The sequence below is a fragment of the Gordonia sp. DT218 genome (assembly GCF_049847105.1).
Lineage (GTDB): Bacteria > Actinomycetota > Actinomycetes > Mycobacteriales > Mycobacteriaceae > Gordonia.
In genome coordinates, this window is the sequence record NZ_JBNCNS010000003.1 from 518510 (window position 1) to 537085 (window position 18576).

The window sequence follows — 18576 nt, forward strand, 5'->3', positions numbered from 1 at the left end:
GCAGCCCATGACCGTCGACACCGCACCGGCGCCCGCGGCGCGCGGTCCGGGACTCCGCGAGCGGATCGCGCAGAACCCGGCCGCCGTCGTGGCGTTCCGGTGGGTGTTCGTGGTCGCAGCGACGACGCTGGCGTTCTGGACCACCCTCGTGGCCGTCATCGCGGAGATGCGTGCCCAGACGATCATCACCTACATACCGGCTGCCGTGGTCCTGGTGATCATCGCGGCCATCGGGGTGTCGTGGCGCCGTGGCATCGAATTGCCCATCCACGACCGGCAGACCGATGGCATCGTCGGGATCCTCCTCCTCCTCATCTCGATCACCCTGAAGGCGATGAGCCTCAGGTACTCCGGCGCCTATCTGACCACGCATGTGGACCTGTTGGGCCTGTGGATGTTTCTGCTGGGCAGTTGTTGTCTGGTGTTCGGCTTACGACCGGCTGCCCGGTACCGGTGGGCGTGGTTCCTGCTGCTGGTGATCTTTCCGGTGCCCTACCGGGTGCTGGTCTTGCCGCTGGGAGGTGGTCCGTTCGCCGCCGGCGCGATCATGGTCGTCTTCGGTGCCACCGCGACCGCCGTCGCGACCGCACGGACCCCACGTCGGGGGCTCGCCGGCGCAGCTATCGCCGGCGTCGTGGGCATGCTGGCCCTCGTCGGGGTGTGGGCCCTGTTCCCGGATGCGCCGCGGGTGGTGTTCCAGACAGTCCCGGCCGTGGGTGCCGCGCTCGTGGCCAGTGCGTGGCTGTACGTCGACTATCGCCGCCAGCACGGTGCGTCCTGGAGTCCCCTCGGGAGGCCCATGTACCCGGTTTGTGTGGGGAAGGTCGGACGCCCGGCTCTCGTGGTGGTGGTCCTCGCGATCGGGATGTTCTTCGTACCGATCCCGTCCTACGGCAACGTCCCGAACCAACGAGTCCCCGGACTCGACACCCGTCCGCCGCTGATCGTCCCGCCCGGATGGGTACAGGGCTCGGTGACCGGCTACGACTGGGTGACCCGGCTCTACGGGCGCGATGCGGTGATGACCTCGCAGGACATCTACCAGTCGAAGGGCAGCCTCGAGTTCGACAAGTTCGCACGTCCTCGAAAAATCATGGCGAACACGATCGAAACGTCGAAACCGTTGAGCTTCCAGGTGTATCCGGTGTTCTTCCTCGCCGACCTCGTCGGCGACCGGTTCAGCAAGTCGATCGACGTCGACCTCCCGCACGGGGTGACCGCGCGCCTGCAGACGGTGGTGGACGACGAGAGCTACCTGACCTACAACAGGCTCTACTGGCTCTGGAACGACGGTGAGCACACCCAACAGGTCATGCTCGTCTCGGTCGACAACCACGATCCCGATGCGGTGTTCCCGTCCCCGGACATCACTGTCGCCCACAACCTGAACACCTTCCTGACCGTGCTGTTCCGGGGTAACTCGGTGACCGCCGACCTCGAACCGCAGTTCAAGGACATGGATCTCCTCGTCGGCTGCGCCGAGGACCTCATCAACGCGCAGGTGGACGCGATCGGAAAGGGAGCCTCATGAGCACCCGCGGCGGTCGCCCCATCGACGAACTGATGGCCGACGAGGACTATCGCCAGGCCGCTTTGTACGACGCCGTCGAGCGGCTGCGTGACGAGGACCCGCTGATGACCGCGTCGGTGCCGTTCAGCCGCGGCCAGAAGATCATCGGCCTCGGCACCCTCGCGGTCATCGTGGTGTTGCTGGTGGTGTTCCCGATCGGCGCCACGGCGGGGCTGGTGTCGGTCGCCACCGTCGTCTACATCCTGGCGCTCATCGACCGCGTCACGATCTTCCGGCGAGGATTGGTCAGTGGGGCGATCGCGATCACCGACGAGCAGGCCCGCGCCATCGCCGACGCCGACCTGCCGCCCTATACGGTGCTCGTGCCCGCCTACGGCGAGCCAGAGGTCGTGGGGGACCTCATCGGGGCCATGGAATCACTGGAGTATCCACACGACAAGCTCCAGGTCCTGCTGCTTCTCGAGGAGGATGACGAACCGACGATCGCCGCCGCCCGCGACGTCGGTGACAACGAGATGGTGACCGTGGTCCTGGTGCCGCCCGCGCAGCCGCGGACGAAACCCAAGGCCTGCAACTACGGATTGCACTTCGCGACCGGCGACATCGTCACCATCTACGACGCCGAGGACCTGCCCGATCCGCTCCAGTTGCGTCGCGCGGTCGCGGCGTTCCGTGCGTCGGACGACACGGTCGTGTGCGTGCAGGGCAAACTCAACTTCCACAACTCACGCGACAACATCCTCACCGAGTGGTTCACCGCCGATTACGGCATCTGGTTCAGCTACCTGCTGCCCGGTCTGATGGTCAGTCGCGCACCGATCCCGTTGGGCGGCACCTCGAATCATTTCCTCCGTGACGTCCTCGACGACATCGGTGCGTGGGATCCGTTCAACGTGACCGAAGACGCCGACCTCGGCGTGCGGATCGCCGGACGCGGATACCGGACGGCCGTGCTCGATTCGCTGACCCTGGAAGAAGCCAACGTCGATCCGATCAACTGGGTGCGGCAGCGATCACGTTGGTACAAGGGCTACATGCAGACGTGGCTGGTGCACATGCGCCGCCCGGTGGCGCTGTGGCGCATCCTCGGTCCGGTCGCGTGGTACCGGTTCACCCTGCTGATCGCTGGGACCCCGGTGATCGCGTGCATGAACATGGTGTTCTGGCTGATCATGGTGATCTGGCTGGCCGGACAGCCGAAGGTGTTCGCGGAGATCTTCCCCGGCCCGATCTATTACCTGTCGCTCGTGTCGTTGATCTTCGGCAACGGGGCGGCCATCTACATGAACCTCGTCTCGATCCGCGAAGACGGCCGGAGCAAGCTTCTCTGGTCCGCCCTGATGGTGCCTGCCTACTGGGTGCTGATGAGTGTCGCGGCCATCAAGGGCATGTGGCAGATGCTGTTCAATCCGTCGTACTGGGAGAAGACCTTCCACGGGCTGTCGAGCAGTGCTGATGATGCCCTGGATGCCGGCGATTCCGTGCCCGAGCCCGCCGATAGTGGGTCGGCATGAGTCGCCGGCAGATCATCGCGCTCTTCGCGATCGTCTGGGTCGTCTACCTCGTGGTGGGTGTCTATCTGGCCACCGATGTCCGGTTCTATGTGGGGGACTCGCTCTCGCGCGTGCAATCCGCGCAGAGCGTCCTGTTCAGCCGGGAGCCGCACGTCTCGGCGATCGGCTTCATCTTCACCCCGTTGACGGCGCTCGTACAGTTGCCGCTGACCGCGCTGACCCCGATCTTCCCCGCGATGACCACGTCGGCGATCTCAGCGGCGGTCATGTCGTCGGCGTTCATGGCAGGCTCGGTGATCCAGGTGTCCGGGATCGCCCGGGACCGCGGTGTCGCGAAGCACATCGTGATCCCGGTGACCATCTGCTACGCGGCCAACCCGATGATCGTGTTCTACGCGGCGAACGGTATGAGCGAGGCACCGTATCTGTTCTTCCTCGTATGGGCGGCGCGGCGCGGAATGCGGTGGATCGATACCGACGACGTGCACGAACTCGTCACCGCGGGAATGGCTCTCGGCTTCGCCTACCTGACCCGATACGACGGTGCCGCGGCGGCGCTGGCAGCGGGCATCGTGGTCTTCATCGTCACCTACCGACGCGCCGATCGGGACAATCGGCTCTCCCGGGCGATCCTCGACATGGGGCTGATCGCCCTCCCGAGCGCGGTCGCCTTCGTGGTGTGGGCCATCACCAGCTGGCTGATCACCGGTGACCTCTTCGCGCAGCTGAGCTCGCAATACGGCAACACCGCCATCCTGGAGCAGTCCGGCGGCGGCGGCACGGGAGGGCCGTTCCGAGCGTTGAGTTTCTCGATCGTCGAGGTCCTCATCCTCGCGCCGCTCTTCCCATTGCTGTTGACCATCGTGCTGGTCGCCCGGCGGCGGTGGGGACGGATGGGGCCCGTACTCGCGCCGCTTCCGCTGATCGGCTCCGTCCTGTTCTTCCAGATCTTCACCTACGCCCGGGGTTCCACGTTCGGGTTCCTGCGGTTCTACATCACCGTGGTTCTGTTGGCGACGATCATCGCGTTCATCACCAATCCGGCTCGTCGATCGACTCCGGTCCGGCGGCTCGGTGCCTACGCGCGCATGCCGGACATGGTCGATGCCCGGACAAGGGGGCACTTCATGCTGGGTGTGGCCGCTGTCGTCACGATGGTGGTGGCCGTCCCCGTGACCGCGTGGGGAATGACATCCAAGAAGTACGCACCCCAGGAGTACGCCCTGACGCAGGTGGTCACGCCGAATCCGGATGCGGTGGATCAGAAGTCTCTCGACGCCCAGCGCACCGTACGCTCGTTCTCCACCGAACGGTCATTGGCGCAATATCTCGATCGGCTGAACCTGCCCGATGGCAGCGTGCTCTGCGACACCGTCTACGGGTTCGCCGTCATCGCGCAGTCCGAGCATCCCAAACGGTTCGTGATCCCCTCGGACCAGGACTTCGCCACGATCCTCAACGACCCTGTCGCACACGGTGTCCAGCTGATGCTGTCGGTTCCGCCGACCGGACGTGGGGCGTCGGACGCCCTCAACATCCGGTATCCCACCTTGTACGAGAACGGTGCCGGTATCGGAGTGCTCGTGCTCGAGGCCCGCAATCAGGGTGCGGACCTGCCGGATTGGCGGATCTATCGGGTCACACCCGCAGCCGAACTGACCGAGTCCGAGATCGACCCCGCGGACACCGTCAACTGACGGTGTCCGCCACGACCTTCCAGGCCGGATCGTCGGGACCGATGTCGTAGGTGCACTCGCTGGGTCGAGGATCCGGCACGAACGCCCAGAACAGGCCGCCGGCCGTGCCCGCCGACCGTTGCTGGGCGAGCTTTTTGCGAAACTGATCGGCGCGGGTGGCGACCGGCAGGCAGCTGCCGGCCGTGATCCCGATCTCGTTGACCATGATGGGCTTTCGTAGCGTGTGGGCCTGCTGAATCCGGGTCGGGAGGTCGCTGCCGGCGGGGCCGTAATCGGTGGGGCCGCCGCCGTAGTCGTGGAAGTCGAGCACGTCGATCTGGGGCGAGGCGCCGACTCTCTCGTAATCGGCGCCCGTGAGTCCGCATTGATCGCCGCCGATGAAACCGGAGAAGATCGGGCGGTGAGGGTCGATGGAGTGCACTCGTTCGCCGGCCCGGTCGAAGAAGGTGCGCAGCACGTCTGCTCCGCCCGCCGGACACTGACGGACCTGCCAATTGCATCCCTGTGTGCTGCAGACGCCGGCCTCGGGTTCACCGACGAGTTCCCAACCGGCCACCACGGGCCGTCCCTTCCAGCGGGTCACCGCGGTGGACAGCCAATCGGCAAATGTCATACCGCCCAGGGATTTGCGGCTCTGCCAAGCGTTGCCGTACCAGGCCCGGTCCTTGAACTTCCCGTCCTCGCAGTCGCCGGAGCTGCCGGTCAGGACCGGCAGCACCATCTGCCTGTGGCGGGTGGCGGCGTCGAACACCGCGTCGAGCGGGCCGTAGTCCATCAGGCCGGTCTTCTTGTCGACGACGAACATCGCGTAGAGGTTGACCCGGGTCAGCGCGTGCGGCGGAAGTCGGGCGAAGTAGTCATCGAGATTCACTTCGGCCCCGCAGCCGCGGTTGACCGACCAGTCGGTGCCGAGTTGATAGGCGTTGAAACCGGTCGGCCACCACGGGTGCCCGTCGAGAAGTAGCCCGTTGTCGGTGGTGGCGACGCGACCGCCGAAATCGTGGCCGGACGACGAAGGGGCGGACATCGACTGGGAGCATCCGGTCGCGACGACGGACGCCACGATCAGGGTGGCGCACAGGCGGGGAACCGCTCGAAGCCATCCCACCAGCGGAGGGTACCGAGTTTGCTCCTCGGCGCGCGGTATTTCAGCGCACGACGCGGGGGTGGGCGTTACAGTGGCCGAGATGAGCGCTCCTCCCGCCTGGTATCCGGACCCGGCAGGTCGGCACCAATTCCGTTATTGGAACGGTCAGACATGGACCGAGTACGTCGCCGACGCCGGGCAGCAAGGCATCGATCCGCTCGCGTCGACCGAGCCGTCGGGTCCGGCGGTATCCGCCGGTGTTCCGACCAGGGCGCCAGAAGCGCCGGACCGGTCCGCCTCGCCCGCGCCCCACCACCATCGGCCGTTCTGGCGTGACCGCCGCGAGGCCAGGGACGCTTTCGAGACGACCGCCGTCAGCGCTGCCCATGGCGACCGCACGGCGTTGCGCGCACTGCCGGCCATGGTGGCGAGTGCCCGTGACCTGTACCGGGGGAAGAAGTATGAGGACAAGGCCTGGGAGGTGTTCCGCGTGGCCGCGCACGATGTCCTTGCCGACGACATCGTCAGCACCGACGAGGAACAGCATCTCGAGGACCTCGCCTCGGCTCTGGCCGTACCTTACGAGGATCTCGCGGTTCGAGACTTCGAACTTCTCGAAGATCTCGTGGTTGCGCAGATCAACGATGGCCGGCTTCCGGTCGACGAGGACGCGCCACTGCTGACGAAGCCGGACGAAGTCGCGTATTACGCACCGCGGGTATCCCTCATGAAGGAGACAGACGTACGTGAATTCCGCGGCGGCTCTCGCGGTGTCTCGGTGCGGTTGGCGAAGGGGCTCACCTACCGGGTGGGTGACGTCCGTGGCCGCAGCGTGGTGGTCGGGAGTGAGCTGAAGGAGCAGGACACCGGGCAGTTGGTGATCACCGATCGTCGTGCGGTGTTCATCGGGCGCAAACGGACTCTCGAGTTCCGCTATGACAAGCTCGTGGCCATCGAGCAGTACGCCGACGGCCTGCGGCTGAACGTATCGAATCGTCAGCTCGCATCGATCTTCATCTTCCAGCGGAACTCGTCGCCATCGATCGCTGCTGCGCTCCTCGCGAGACTGCGGTGATCACCGGACCTCCGGGCTCTGTTCGGCCGGCGCGTCGAACTGTCCAATAGAGTTCGGTTCATGGGTGTCGATCGGGTTTCTGCCGCTCGGTGCGTGGGCAGCATCGTCGGAATCGTCTGCGCTGTCCTGGTCGTCGCATTCGCGATGTCCGGATGTGGGTCGTCCGGTGAGGTCTCGGGGAATTCGGTGTCGGCGCCGGAGACGACAACGACGACCACGTCGGTGCCCGGTGCGGTCGAGAGCCCGGCACCGGTCTTCGACCCGCCCTACGTCGACCATGTCGAGTGGGTGCAGACGGCGGTCGGCCCGAGCCTGCAGGTGCACCCGACGACGTCGGGCAGGCGCACCGACGATCCGCGCGGTGCCGATGTCGCCTGGCACGAGGTCCTCGCGCAGGCACCGGACGCCGACACCCCGGGGATGCGAGCCCAGTTCGATTGCCATTGGCAGTTCGCGCGGCTGGTCGAACCGAACAAACCCAGCTGGAACCTCGAGCCGTCGCGACCCGTGGTGACCGATCAGGTGATGATCGAGACCCGATGCAACCCGGGTGGCCCGGAGGAGTGAGACCTGGGCGCGGGGATCAGCGGGTCGCGAAGTGCCGTCGGTGCCCGGCCCACCGGCAGACCACATAGATCACGAACGAGAGCGTGGTGACGAACACCGAAACCGGTAGACCCGGCGCGAGTGACAGGATCAGTCCGCCCACCGCGGCGATCTCCGCGAACACCACCGACAGCACCAGCACCGTCGTCGGATTCGCGGTGAGGCGAGCGGCGGCCGCGGCCGGCGTGATCAGCAACGACATCACCAGCAGGGCGCCGATGATCTGGACGCCCTGGGCGCAGGCGAGGCCCATCAACACGGCGAACACCACCGACAGGGGCCGGATGGGCACGCCGTGCGCGCGGGCCACCCGCGGGTCGAGCGACGCGAACAGCAACGGGCGATAGATCACCGCCATGCCGACGACGACCACGACGGCGGTGATCGCGACCGCGGTCAAGCCGCCGGTGCCCACGCTCACCACCTGCCCGGTCAACATCGCGAAACCTGTTCGCGCGCTGCCGTAGAGCGACAGGAACAGCACACCGAGGCCGAGGCCGAAGGCCATCACCACGCCGATCACCGAATCGCGTTCGCGCGCACGGTTGCCCATGAAGCCGAAGACCGCGGCCACGACGACCGCGCCGATCACCCCGCCGACGTTGATGCTGATGCCGAGCAGGAGGGCAGCCGAGGCGCCCGTCACCGACAACTCGCTGATGCCGTGGACTGCGAAGGACATCTGCCGGGCCACGATGAGGGGACCGAGGATTCCGCCGAGCAGGCCCAGGAGTGCAAGCGCGATGAGTGATTGCTGGACGAAGCCACGCCCGAGGAGTTCGGCGGTCTCGCTGAAATCCCAGAGTCTGCTGATCTGTATCTCCGCGGCCGCCTGAGGGATTGCGACGGTCATGTGAGGCCGGACCGCCCTCCGTCGTCGCCCGGCTGGGTTGCGGACGGCGCTGTTGCGGACGGCGCTGTTGCGGACGTGGTCGGCTCGGGCCGGTGCTCGCAGTGATGGGCGTCCTCGCCGCCGATCACCAGCAGTCGTCCGTTGACCCGCAACACCTCGACGTCGCTGCCGTAGAGGTTCGAGAGGGTTTCGGTGGTCATCACCTCGTCGGGGGTGCCGATCCGAAAATGTCCGCCGACCAGGTAGAGCACCCGGTCGACGTAGGGGAGGATCGGGTTGAGCTCGTGGGTCACGAACACGACAGCGGTGTCGGCCTTCCGTCGTCGTTCGTCGATGAGTTCGACGACGAGCTGCTGATTCGTCGGGTCCAGGCTCGACAGCGGTTCGTCGCACAGCAGCAATGTCGGGTCGCCGGTGAGCGACTGGGCCACCCGCAGGCGTTGTTGCTCGCCACCGGACAGCAGCCCCATCGGGGCGTCGGCATAGGCGGTCGCGCCGACCTCGGCGAGTGCGGCGTCCACGAGCCGCTTGCGACGCGATCGGCCGCGCAGTCCGATGCCCCACCGGCCGCCGTCCACGCCGAAGCCGACGAGGTCGCGGCCGCGCATGGCCATCGGGTCGGCGTCGTCGGCGTGCTGCTGCGGGATATAGCCGATGGCGTCGGTGACCTCGAGCCGGCCGGCGTCGAGCGGGTATTGGCCGAGTAGGCAGCGCAGGAACGAGGTCTTGCCGGAACCGTTCGGTCCGAGCACCGCGATGAACTCGCCGCGCGAGATGCGCAGATTCAGGTCCTCCCAGAGCACCCGCGAGCCGAAGGCGAGTCGTCCGTGCTCGAAGGTGGCCACCGGCTCCGGCCCGACGGCGGTCGTCGGCGTGGCCGCTGGGTCGGCCCTGTGGTCGGGATCAGCCATGATGTCAGTGTGCGGCATGCTCACCCAGTGCGGCGCTCAACGCCTGGATCTGACCGGACTGCCACGCGATGTAGTCGGTGACGCCGTCGGGCAGGGTCTCGGTGAACTTCACCACCGGAACGGCGGCCTTCTGGGCGGTCTCCAGCACACTCTCGGTGACCGAGTCCACCGCCTGGGTGTTGTAGACGAGGGCGCCGATGGTGCGCGAAGTGAGCAGATCGTCCATCGCGGCCCGGTCGGCGGCCGACGGTGACTGGCCCTCTTCGACCGACTGGGTGAATCCGGCGGGTGCCGCGTCGACCAGCCCTGCCTCGTCGAGCAGATAGCCCGCCAGCGGCTCGGTCTGCGCAACCTTGGTCCCATCGTGAGCTGCCTTGATGGCGGCGAGTTGCCCACGCAGACCGGTGATCTTCTCGTTGAAGGCCTTCGCGTTGGCACGGAAGGTGTCGGCGTTGCCGGGGTCCTTGGCCGCGAGTGCGTCACCGACCTGGGTCGCCACCTGCGCGGCGACCGAAAGATCGTAGAAGACGTGCTCGTTCAGATCGGAGTGGTCGTGGTCGCCGTCGTCACCACCCTCGTGGCTCTCGCCCGCAAGGACGTCGTAGGCGTTGATCGCAGTCGCCTCCGAGTCCTTGACGGCGTCCTCCATGTAGGCGTCGTAGTGGCCGCCGTTCAACACGACGACGTCGGCATCGGTGACCTCGGCGGTGTCGGCTGCCGACGGCTCGAACTCGTGCGGATCGCCCTCGGAGTTGGTGTACAGCGAGGTGACGGTGGCCTTGTCGCCGGCGACCGCCGAGGCGACGGAACTCCACACATTTGTCGAGGTGACCACCGTCGGTGTGCCGGACGAGTTGCCGGCGTCGGTGCCCGAGCACCCGGCCAGGGCCAGGGCCCCGGCGCCGAGCAGGGCCACGGTCGCAGCCAGTGTTCGCCTCATCTGTTCTCCGCTCACGCAAATGACAATCGTTTCCGACAGCAGTGTAGGTGAGCGCCGGCTCGGTCGGCGAATCGGGCGGATCGACGATGGTCTGCGGCGAGGAATCGCCATCGATTTAATCGTGTACTATCGAATTTCTGACGGAGCGAGGCACTGTGACTACGCTCGGACCGCGGGGCATCGGCGACAAGGAGTTCGGACATGGGTCGGCGTATCAGCGGGATGCGACGTAGCGGTGCCGCATGACCGATCAACGCACGACCCCGACGGCCCTGCAGTATGTGCGATACGCCTACGGGGCGAAACTTCCGCAGTCGATGACCGACTGGGTGGCCCATGATCTGGCGGGTCCCGGCGCCACGGTTCGGATGGTCGTGCGCTGGGCGATCCCCTGTCTGCTGCTGATCACCCCGATGATGTTCGTGCCGGCCGACCTGTCGGTGCGGCTGACCATGACGATCCCGATCATCATTCCGTACATCTTCTTCTCGATCGCACTCAACCGGGTGTACCGGCGACATCGGTTGAGCCAGCACGGACTCGATCCCGACCTGGTCAACAAACTCGAGCGCGAGCGCAACGCCGACCTGTACGACGAGTACCGGAGGAAGTATCGCGGCCGGTGACGCATCCGTCGGACGGATCAGTCGACGGGTCCTCGTGCCCCGGTCGTCACGACCGGAACGACGAATCGCTGCAGCATCTCTCGCTCTTCTGCTGCGGTCTCGCCGGGGCTCGTCAACAGCGACACGATGACGCGCACCACCCACCTCGCGCGGTCGCGTTGCTCGGCCGGATTGGTACCCGGCGCGATGTCGCCGAGGAATCCCACCGCGATCTCCTCGATGGCGGGCGAGAGCAGTGCCAGGTTCGCCGACCGACCAGCGGCATCGGAGACGAACCACGCCGACAGTGCGGGATTCGATCGCACTCCGCCGACCGCGGTGGTCACCGCGGCGACCAGCCTGGCACCCGGATCGGACTCGTGCCGGGTGGCCGCACCGACCGCTGACCCCAACTCGGCGGCCGCCCGATCGACGTAGGCCGCAAGCACTTCCGACTTCCCGGGGTAATAGCGGTACAACGTGGCACGCGAACATCCGGTGGCCGAGGCGATGTCGCGCATGGTCACCGCGGACACCCCTTTCTCGACGAACATCCGCTCGGCGATGTCGAGGATGCGCTGCGCGGCGAGCTCGGCCCGTTCCGGCGCAAGCCAGTCGGCCGCCGGCGTGTCAGACATGGAACGGGACGAAAGTCGGTCGTCGAACGTAGTTGCCCTCGGCCCACACGATCCCGTCGACATCGACCGTGAACTCGGGATGGCGGGCGAGTAGCTCGGTCAGCGCGACCCGTCCCTGCATCCGAGCCGCTGCGGCGCCGAGGCAGTGATGGTTGCCGTGACTGAAGGTGAGGATGTTGCGGGGCCGGCGGGTGACGTCGAGGACGTCGGCATCGGGTCCGTACACCTCGGGATCGCGGTTGGCCGACCCGTAGCAGAGCAGCACCTTGCGGCCCGCGGGGATCGTGACGGTGCCGTCGGGCGCATCGGGCGGCAGATGACCCACTCGTTGCGCATCAGGCGCCGGGTAGGAGACGTCGCGGGTCGTGGTGCGCGCCAATCCCTGTGCGGGCGAGGTGAGGCGGAGGAACTCGTCGATGGCCCCGGGGATCAGGTCCGGATCGTCGACGAGCCGTCGCCGTTGATCCGGGTGCTGGTGGAGTAGCGCGACGCTGCCGCCGAGCAGGCCGGTCGTCGTGTCGTTGCCGCCGGCCACCATGGTGAAGGTGAACGCCAGGATGGAGAGCAGGCCGCCGGGATCGTCGGGGTCGTCGGCGAGGCCCGCGGCGACGAGCTGCGAGACCGTGTCGTCGGCGGGGTGGCGCTTGCGGTGGTCGACGAGTTCGGTGAAGTACGAGAGCATCTCCATGGTCGCCGCGCCCGCCGACTCGCCGGCCGCCGCCATCCCCCCGACGCCGGATGCGGCACCCACGATCGCCTGGGTCCAGCCGTCGAAGCGGGACCAATCCTCTTCGGGCACACCGAGATAGTGGGCAACCACCATGCTCGGCAGCGGCTTGAAGAGCTCGCCGACGATGTCGGCGGGAGCATCGGTGGGCAGTCGGTCGAGGCGCTCCGTGACGAACTCGCGGACCTTCGGTTCCACCTCGATGACCTGCCGCGGGGTGAAGCCGCGTGCAACCAGCTTGCGGAACTCGGTGTGCGACGGCGGGTCCTGCATGACCATCGGGGGGTGGTCGGCCATGCCGATGGCATCGAGCTCGCCATAGGTGACCGTGAGTCCCTGTGCGGAGGAGAAGGTCGAGGTGTCATTCGCCGCGGCCATGACGTCGGCGTGGCGGGTCAGGACCCAGAAGTCGCCTGCGGCGCCGTTGCCGGCGTCGGCGGCCACGCGGTGCACCGGTGACCGTTCGCGGAGCGCCGCGTACATCGGATGCGGGTCCGCCCACGAGGGTCCCGACCGTAAGACGTACTCTGCGCGTTCAGACACTTCGGTTGACATGTTTCGATGATGAGACACTTCGGATGAAGTGTCAACCGCCGCTCGCTGACCGGGCGCAAAACCTCGCCGACCGGGCGCAGAATCTCGCCGAGCGGGCGCAGAATCTCGCCCACCGGGCGCACCCGGGGAGCGGTGCGCACGCTCGGCTGAATTCTGTGCCCGCTCGGCGGAAAGCTGCGCCCGCTCGACGAGTGGACGGGTGCGCGCGGGACGTCGACGCGGCCGGGCCGAGTGGCTCCGTCGACTTTCTCTAAGGTGGAGGGATGACCAGCCCCCCGTTGCCGAGGCGCGTGGCACTCATCTCCGTGCACACGTCACCACTGGCGCAGCCGGGTACCGGCGACGCCGGGGGGATGAACGTCTACGTCTGGCAGACCGCGACGCGGATGGCCCGTCGCGGGGTCGAGGTCGAGATCTTCACCCGCGCGACGTCGTCGTCGGACGCGCCGAGCGTGCAGGCAGCTCCGGGGGTGACCGTCCGCAACGTCGTGGCCGGACCGTTCGAAGGTCTCGACAAACGTGATCTGCCTGCTCAGCTCTGTGCGTTCACCGCGGGCGTCCTGCGCGCCGAGGCGATGCAGAAGCCCGGCTACTACGACCTCATCCACTCGCATTATTGGTTGTCCGGCCAGGTCGGCTGGCTCGCGCGGGACCGATGGGGAGTGCCGTTGGTGCACACCGCGCACACACTGGCCGCGGTGAAGAACGCGTCGCTGGCGAAGGGCGACACCGCCGAACCCATGCTGCGGGTGATCGGCGAGCAGCAGGTGGTCGACGAGGCCGATCGCATGGTGGTGAACACCCAGACCGAGGCGACCGAGCTGGTGTCGATGTACAACGCCGACCGCTCGCGTATCGACGTGGTGACGCCCGGCGCCGATCTCGATGTCTATTCGCCGGGGCCGCGTGCTCGGGCGCGCGCCGAACTCGGTCTCCGTGACGACGAGACGGTGCTGACCTTCGTCGGGCGGATCCAGCCGCTCAAGGCTCCGGACGTGCTGCTGGCGGCGGCCGCGCCGATCGTCGAGCGGTCGCGCAGGCAGGGGCGACCGGTCCGGGTCCTCATCGTCGGCGGGCCGTCGGGGACCGGCCTGGCGCAACCCACCGCCCTCATCGATCTGGCCGCGGACCTGGGGATCGCCGACTCCGTCACCTTCCTCCCGCCGCAGTCCGCCGATCGGCTCGCCCAGGTGTATCGCGCCTCGGATCTGGTTGCCGTGCCGAGCTATTCGGAGAGCTTCGGGCTGGTCGCCATCGAGGCGCAGGCCTGCGGCACCCCGGTGGTGGCCGCCGACGTGGGAGGCCTGAGCGTGGCCGTGGCGGACGGCCGGACCGGGGTGTTGGTGGACGGGCACGACGTCGAGGACTGGTCGCACGCGCTCGGGGGGCTCCTCGCCGATCCCGACCGCCTGGCGGCGATGCGGCAGAACACCCGTGCGCACGCCGAGCAGTTCTCGTGGGAGCACACCTCGACCCAGCTGCTCTCCAGTTATTCGGCCGCGATGCAGTCGTTCGCCACCCGGAACCCGGCGGCCGCCGGAGCGGCCACGGTACGACGCGGTTCCCGGCGCTGGCGCAGGCGCCGGTCCAAGATGAGCGTGGGACAAGGATGATCGAGTGAATCAGGCCGAGATCGTCGAAGTGCTCGAAACCGCCCTGACCGAACGGGAGATCTCGTTCAGTCGCAAGGATGCCGGCGGCGCCCAGGCCGATCACCTCGTCCTCGAACTGCCCGGCGAGCGAAAACTGACGACCACGGTGCTGCTGACCGCGGGTCCGCACGGCGTCCGGGTGGAGGCGTTCGTGTGCCGGCGCCCGGACGAGAACCACGAAGGCGTCTATCGGTACCTGCTCCGGCGCAACCGACGGCTGTACGGGGTCGCGTACACGATCGACAACACGGGCGACATCTACCTGGTCGGCCGCATCTCGGGTGACGCGCTGAGCGCCGACGAACTCGACCGGGTACTCGGTCAGGTCCTCGAGGCCGCCGACGGCGACTTCAACACGCTCCTGGAGATAGGCTTCCTCGCCTCGATCCAACGTGAATGGGCGTGGCGGGTGTCGCGCGGCGAGTCCCTGCGCAATCTGCTCGCGTTCGAGCATCTGATCGACAAGGAGTCGCTGCCCGAACCCGGCGAGCCGCTGCCGGACCGCTACGAGCCGGGCGTGACGTCGGTCGATGCGGTGGGGGAACGGTCGGGCGATTCGGCCGATGACCTGGACTGACGACGACCCGGACCGCCCGACCGAGGGCGTGGTCGCGGTCCCGACGACCGGTGTCGTCTCGTAGAGTTGTGGCTGCGCAGACCCGAATCGCCATATGCGGTGAAATCGGACGATGCGGACATTGCCTCAGGGCGGAACTTGACAACGAGTATTGCTACGATTGCGCCCGGAAATCACCAACGGAGGTGTCATGAGCTTCAAGAGTCCCTATCCCGACGTCGAGATCCCCAACGTGAGTGTCTACGACTTCTTGTTCGGGTCGATCGCCGACGAGGATCTCGACCGGGTGGCCCTGGTCGATCCGAAGTCGGGTGACGAAACGACCTATCGCCGGCTGATCGGCCAGATCGATGCGGCAGCAGGCGCCCTGGCGGCTCGCGGGATCGGGGTCGGAGATGTGGTCGGCGTCCTGTCGCCGAACGCTCCTGCCTTCGCGACGGTCTTCCACGGGATCCTGCGTGCCGGCGGCACGGCGACGACGATCAATGCGCTGTTCACCGCGACGGAGATCGCCAAGCAGCTGAAGAACGCGAACGCGACGATGCTCATCACCGTCTCGCCGATGTTCGAGCAGGCAGCCGCGGCCGCCAAGGAGGTCGGCATCGCCGACGAGAACCTGATCGTCCTCGACGGCGAGGGGCAGAAGAGCTCGGGTCATCCGAACGCGGTCGACCTGCTCGGGCCGAATCTGCCCGCGCCGGACATCACGATCGATCCGGCCACCCACGTGGCGGCGCTGCCCTACAGTTCGGGCACCACCGGCAACCCGAAGGGCGTCGCACTCAGCCACCGCAACCTGGTGGCCAACGTCGCCCAGATCAAACCGCTGCAGGGGATGACCCACGACGACGTGGTTATCGCGGTGCTGCCGTTCTTCCACATCTACGGCATGACGGTGCTGCTCAACGCCGCCCTGTACAACCGCGGCCGCCTGGTCATCATGCCGCGCTTCGACCTCGTCGAGTTCCTGGAGAACATCCAGACCTACAGGGTCACCAGCGCCTACATCGCACCGCCGGTCGCGGTCGCACTGGCGAAGCACCCGATCGTCGACGACTACGACCTGTCGTCGCTGGGCGTCATGATGTCGGGCGCCGCGCCCCTCGACGACGAGCTCGGCAAGGCGGTCGCGAAGCGGCTGAAGCTGCACATGCTGCAGGGCTACGGCATGAGCGAGTTGTCGCCGGTCAGTCACCAGATCCCGGTCGATACGAAAGCTGCTCTCGGACTTGACGAGCCGCCGCTCTCGTCCACCGGCTGGGCGATTCCCAACACCGAGAACAAGATCGTCGACCCGGCCACCGGCGACGAGATCGACCTGCCGACGGACGGGCTGTCGGAACCCGGGGAACTGTGGGTGAAGGGCCCGAACGTCATGCTCGGTTACCTCAACAACGAGCAGGCCACCGCCGACACCATCGACGCCGACGGTTACCTGCACACGGGTGACATGGCGCAGGTCGACCCGACCGGATGCGTCTACATCGTCGACCGGCTCAAGGAGCTCATCAAGTACAAGGGCTACCAGGTCCCGCCGGCCGAACTCGAGGCGCTGTTGCTCACGCACCCCGAGATCGCCGACACCGCGGTCATCGGCGTCAACGACGACGACGGCGAGGAGATCCCGAAGGCGTTCGTTGTGAAGCAGGCCGACGCCGAGCTGAGCGAGGCCGAGGTCATCGAGTTCGTCGCGGCAAAGGTCGCGCCGCACAAGAAGGTTCGGGCTGTCGAGTTCATCGATGCGATCCCGAAGTCGGCGTCGGGCAAGATCCTGCGCAAGGACCTGCGCCGCTGACCGGACAGCCCTCTCCGCTGATCGAGTGGCCCACTTCCGCTGATTGAGTGGCCCACTTCCGCTGATCGAGTGGCCCACTTCCGCTGATCGAGTAGCCTCCGAGCGGAGCGAGGCGGCGTATCGAGATCACCTGCAGCACAAGTGGTCTCGATACGCCGCTCCTTCGTCGCGGCTACTCGACCAGCGGTTGGTTGGATGGCTTCCGTCGGTTCACGTCTTCGAGTGGCCCACCTCCGCTGATCGAGTAGTCTCCGAGCGGAGCGAGGCGGCGTGTGTACGTAGAGTGCGGCACCCGCTGCCTGCGGGTATTTGGTCACGAGTTCGAGGTATGAGAACGCTGTGAGGGTGGCCACGGCAAAGGCGATCGGGAACGGTACCCAGGCCGCGCCGCCGACCTCGCCGGCCACCTGGCCGGTGAGGGCGTAGACGCCGGTTCCCAGGATGTCGCCGATGATGAAGAGCAGCAGCAGCTTCCATCCGAGCACAGGTCTGAGTTCGGCCTGTTCGGACTCTCCGGCGCCGGGCGCGCCGGTTTCCGCGCTGACGGTCTGTAGAGAAGCTGGACCCGATTTGACCGAATTGCGCATTATTGATCGTGCTGAGGCGGGTTCGTGGCCGTTCGGGAGCGGACGGGTGACCCCGTGCTGATTATGCGAAACTCTTCCCATGAGCAACGGCACCTTGATTCTGATGCGGCATGGCGAGAGCGAGTGGAACGCGTCGAACCAGTTCACCGGCTGGGTCGATGTGGCGCTCACCGAGAAGGGCGAGGCCGAAGCGGTCCGTGCCGGTGAGTTGCTCGTCGAACACGACCTGCTGCCCGACATTCTCTACACGTCGGTGCTGCGCCGGGCGATCCAGACCGCGCAGATCGCGCTCGACAAGTCGGATCGTCACTGGATTCCGGTCAAGCGCGACTGGCGTCTCAACGAGCGTCACTACGGCGCGCTGCAGGGCCTGAACAAGGCGGACACCCTAGAGAAGTACGGCCAGGAACAGTTCATGCTGTGGCGTCGCAGCTACGACACCCCGCCACCGCCCATCGAGCGGGACGCCGAGTACAGCCAATCCGACGATCCGCGGTATGCCGATCTCGCCGAGGTGCCGCTGACGGAATGCCTCAAGGACGTCGTCGCTCGCATGATCCCGTACTTCACCGAGAGCATCGCGACCGACATCAAGGCGGGCAAGACGGTGCTCGTCGCCGCCCACGGCAACTCGCTGCGCGCACTGGTGAAGTACCTCGACGACATCTCCGACGCCGACATCGCCGGCCTCAACATCCCGACCGGCAATCCGTTGCGCTACGACCTCGACGATGACCTGAAACCCCTCAATCCCGGGGGGACCTATCTGGACCCGGAAGCCGCCGCTGCGGGCGCCGCAGCCGTTGCGGCCCAAGGGCAGAAGTAGCTCTGGCCAGCTGTAACAAAATCGTCATGGTGCCGATGGTGTGACGCGCGCTACATTGGATGCCATGGCGAATGTCGGGACCTTACGCATCACCCATTCCCCTGCTCAGGAGCGGTACGAAGCGATCTTGCCTGCGGATCCGGCGGCCGACGGAAGCGGCGACGAGGAGATGGTCGGCTATCTCGACTATGTCTCGGAGCCGTATCAGGTGGTGCTGACCCATACCGTCGTCCGTGAGCAGTTCAGCGGTCACGGCTATGCGGGACAACTCGTTCGGTACGTGCTCGACGACATCCGCGCGACCGGCAAGCAGGTGGTGCCGGTCTGTTCGTATGTGCAGCGCTTCATCTCACAGCACCCCGAGTATGCGGACATGGCGGTTCCGGTACCGCAGTGATCG

The 18576-nt window shown here is 66.8% G+C and carries 17 protein-coding genes and 1 pseudogene; 11 read left to right on the forward strand and 7 right to left on the reverse strand.

Features of this window, described 5'->3' with window-relative positions; translation table 11 throughout:
- The first annotated feature begins 7 nt into the window (after positions 1–7).
- Genes ACPXCG_RS13955 through ACPXCG_RS13965 form a run of 3 tightly spaced genes read left to right on the forward strand, consistent with a single transcriptional unit; the run spans position 8 to position 4742 of the window.
- On the forward strand, positions 8–1531 hold the full coding sequence (locus ACPXCG_RS13955) for a hypothetical protein (protein WP_425792555.1): 1524 nt from the start codon (positions 8–10) through the stop codon (positions 1529–1531).
- Entirely contained in the window at positions 1528–3045 is a 1518-nt protein-coding gene (locus tag ACPXCG_RS13960) for a glycosyltransferase (RefSeq protein ID WP_425792556.1), read from the forward strand. The genes ACPXCG_RS13955 and ACPXCG_RS13960 overlap by 4 nt, the downstream gene beginning before the upstream one ends.
- The gene (locus ACPXCG_RS13965; RefSeq protein ID WP_425792557.1) at positions 3042–4742 is read left to right on the forward strand and encodes an ABC transporter; all 1701 of its coding nucleotides are present in this window, start codon (positions 3042–3044) and stop codon (positions 4740–4742) included. Before ACPXCG_RS13960 ends, ACPXCG_RS13965 begins: the two co-directional genes overlap by 4 nt.
- Here ACPXCG_RS13965 and ACPXCG_RS13970 read toward each other — a convergent pair.
- Positions 4735–5769: a beta-mannosidase gene (locus ACPXCG_RS13970; protein ID WP_425792833.1), complete on the reverse strand. Its 1035-nt coding sequence runs from the start codon at positions 5767–5769 to the stop codon at positions 4735–4737. The genes ACPXCG_RS13965 and ACPXCG_RS13970 overlap by 8 nt on opposite strands.
- A 160-nt stretch (positions 5770–5929) precedes the next feature.
- Between ACPXCG_RS13970 and ACPXCG_RS13975 the strand changes: the two genes are divergently transcribed.
- Complete coding sequence (locus ACPXCG_RS13975; protein ID WP_425792558.1) at positions 5930–6904, forward strand: DUF2510 domain-containing protein; 975 nt, start codon at positions 5930–5932, stop codon at positions 6902–6904.
- Positions 6905–6964: 60 nt separating this feature from the next.
- Positions 6965–7471, forward strand: coding sequence for a DUF2599 domain-containing protein (locus ACPXCG_RS13980; RefSeq protein ID WP_425792559.1), 507 nt, complete (start codon positions 6965–6967; stop codon positions 7469–7471).
- A 16-nt stretch (positions 7472–7487) separates the two neighbouring features.
- On the opposite strand, the gene ACPXCG_RS13985 is transcribed toward ACPXCG_RS13980, so the two are convergent.
- Genes ACPXCG_RS13985 through ACPXCG_RS13995 form a run of 3 tightly spaced genes read right to left on the reverse strand, consistent with a single transcriptional unit; the run spans position 7488 to position 10214 of the window.
- Positions 7488–8363, reverse strand: coding sequence for a metal ABC transporter permease (locus tag ACPXCG_RS13985; protein WP_425792560.1), 876 nt, complete (start codon positions 8361–8363; stop codon positions 7488–7490).
- Positions 8360–9274 carry a metal ABC transporter ATP-binding protein gene (locus tag ACPXCG_RS13990; RefSeq protein ID WP_425792561.1) on the reverse strand — a complete coding sequence of 305 codons (915 nt, stop codon included), beginning with the start codon at positions 9272–9274 and terminating at the stop codon, positions 8360–8362. The genes ACPXCG_RS13985 and ACPXCG_RS13990 overlap by 4 nt, the downstream gene beginning before the upstream one ends.
- Before the next feature lie 4 nt (positions 9275–9278).
- The gene (locus ACPXCG_RS13995; RefSeq protein ID WP_425792562.1) at positions 9279–10214 is read right to left on the reverse strand and encodes a metal ABC transporter solute-binding protein, Zn/Mn family; all 936 of its coding nucleotides are present in this window, start codon (positions 10212–10214) and stop codon (positions 9279–9281) included.
- A 242-nt stretch (positions 10215–10456) separates the two neighbouring features.
- On the opposite strand from ACPXCG_RS13995, the gene ACPXCG_RS14000 reads away from it, so the two are divergent.
- Positions 10457–10840, forward strand: coding sequence for a DUF5313 domain-containing protein (locus tag ACPXCG_RS14000; protein WP_425792563.1), 384 nt, complete (start codon positions 10457–10459; stop codon positions 10838–10840).
- A gap of 17 nt (positions 10841–10857) precedes the next feature.
- On the opposite strand, the gene ACPXCG_RS14005 is transcribed toward ACPXCG_RS14000, so the two are convergent.
- Both ACPXCG_RS14005 and ACPXCG_RS14010 read right to left on the reverse strand, forming a co-directional pair.
- Complete coding sequence (locus ACPXCG_RS14005) at positions 10858–11457, reverse strand: TetR/AcrR family transcriptional regulator (protein ID WP_425792564.1); 600 nt, start codon at positions 11455–11457, stop codon at positions 10858–10860.
- The gene (locus ACPXCG_RS14010) at positions 11450–12739 is read right to left on the reverse strand and encodes a cytochrome P450 (protein WP_425792565.1); all 1290 of its coding nucleotides are present in this window, start codon (positions 12737–12739) and stop codon (positions 11450–11452) included. Before ACPXCG_RS14010 ends, ACPXCG_RS14005 begins: the two co-directional genes overlap by 8 nt.
- A 263-nt stretch (positions 12740–13002) precedes the next feature.
- On the opposite strand from ACPXCG_RS14010, the gene mshA reads away from it, so the two are divergent.
- The 3 genes from mshA to ACPXCG_RS14025 all read left to right on the forward strand — a co-directional run bounded on the left by mshA (position 13003) and on the right by ACPXCG_RS14025 (position 16763).
- A complete protein-coding gene (gene mshA, locus ACPXCG_RS14015; protein ID WP_425792566.1) occupies positions 13003–14352 on the forward strand; it encodes a D-inositol-3-phosphate glycosyltransferase in 1350 nt (449 codons plus the stop codon).
- A gap of 4 nt (positions 14353–14356) precedes the next feature.
- Entirely contained in the window at positions 14357–14968 is a 612-nt protein-coding gene (locus tag ACPXCG_RS14020; RefSeq protein ID WP_425792567.1) for a YbjN domain-containing protein, read from the forward strand.
- 190 nt (positions 14969–15158) lie between these two features.
- Positions 15159–16763 (forward strand): AMP-binding protein, encoded by a 1605-nt coding sequence (locus tag ACPXCG_RS14025; RefSeq protein ID WP_425792568.1) that lies wholly within the window; start codon positions 15159–15161, stop codon positions 16761–16763.
- Between the two features lie 272 nt (positions 16764–17035).
- On the opposite strand, the pseudogene ACPXCG_RS14030 reads toward ACPXCG_RS14025, so the two are convergent.
- Positions 17036–17350, reverse strand: a pseudogene (locus ACPXCG_RS14030) (hypothetical protein); the annotation flags it as partial.
- 79 nt (positions 17351–17429) lie between these two features.
- On the opposite strand from ACPXCG_RS14030, the gene ACPXCG_RS14035 reads away from it, so the two are divergent.
- Together ACPXCG_RS14035 and ACPXCG_RS14040 are read left to right on the forward strand one after the other, a co-directional pair.
- Positions 17430–18176, forward strand: a complete 747-nt coding sequence (locus ACPXCG_RS14035) for a phosphoglyceromutase (RefSeq protein WP_425792569.1) — start codon at positions 17430–17432, stop codon at positions 18174–18176.
- Between the two features lie 64 nt (positions 18177–18240).
- Complete coding sequence (locus ACPXCG_RS14040; protein ID WP_425792570.1) at positions 18241–18573, forward strand: GNAT family N-acetyltransferase; 333 nt, start codon at positions 18241–18243, stop codon at positions 18571–18573.
- The last annotated feature ends 3 nt before the right edge of the window (positions 18574–18576 follow it).

Coding starts and splice junctions, on each gene's coding strand:
- ACPXCG_RS13955 (WP_425792555.1), top strand. CDS start 8: ATGACCGTCGACACCGCACCGGCGCCCGCGGCGCGCGGTCCGGGACTC.
- ACPXCG_RS13960 (WP_425792556.1), top strand. CDS start 1,528: ATGAGCACCCGCGGCGGTCGCCCCATCGACGAACTGATGGCCGACGAG.
- ACPXCG_RS13965 (WP_425792557.1), top strand. CDS start 3,042: ATGAGTCGCCGGCAGATCATCGCGCTCTTCGCGATCGTCTGGGTCGTC.
- ACPXCG_RS13970 (WP_425792833.1), bottom strand. CDS start 5,769: ATGTCCGCCCCTTCGTCGTCCGGCCACGATTTCGGCGGTCGCGTCGCC.
- ACPXCG_RS13975 (WP_425792558.1), top strand. CDS start 5,930: ATGAGCGCTCCTCCCGCCTGGTATCCGGACCCGGCAGGTCGGCACCAA.
- ACPXCG_RS13980 (WP_425792559.1), top strand. CDS start 6,965: ATGGGTGTCGATCGGGTTTCTGCCGCTCGGTGCGTGGGCAGCATCGTC.
- ACPXCG_RS13985 (WP_425792560.1), bottom strand. CDS start 8,363: ATGACCGTCGCAATCCCTCAGGCGGCCGCGGAGATACAGATCAGCAGA.
- ACPXCG_RS13990 (WP_425792561.1), bottom strand. CDS start 9,274: ATGGCTGATCCCGACCACAGGGCCGACCCAGCGGCCACGCCGACGACC.
- ACPXCG_RS13995 (WP_425792562.1), bottom strand. CDS start 10,214: ATGAGGCGAACACTGGCTGCGACCGTGGCCCTGCTCGGCGCCGGGGCC.
- ACPXCG_RS14000 (WP_425792563.1), top strand. CDS start 10,457: ATGACCGATCAACGCACGACCCCGACGGCCCTGCAGTATGTGCGATAC.
- ACPXCG_RS14005 (WP_425792564.1), bottom strand. CDS start 11,457: ATGTCTGACACGCCGGCGGCCGACTGGCTTGCGCCGGAACGGGCCGAG.
- ACPXCG_RS14010 (WP_425792565.1), bottom strand. CDS start 12,739: ATGTCAACCGAAGTGTCTGAACGCGCAGAGTACGTCTTACGGTCGGGA.
- mshA (WP_425792566.1), top strand. CDS start 13,003: ATGACCAGCCCCCCGTTGCCGAGGCGCGTGGCACTCATCTCCGTGCAC.
- ACPXCG_RS14025 (WP_425792568.1), top strand. CDS start 15,159: ATGAGCTTCAAGAGTCCCTATCCCGACGTCGAGATCCCCAACGTGAGT.
- ACPXCG_RS14035 (WP_425792569.1), top strand. CDS start 17,430: ATGAGCAACGGCACCTTGATTCTGATGCGGCATGGCGAGAGCGAGTGG.
- ACPXCG_RS14040 (WP_425792570.1), top strand. CDS start 18,241: ATGGCGAATGTCGGGACCTTACGCATCACCCATTCCCCTGCTCAGGAG.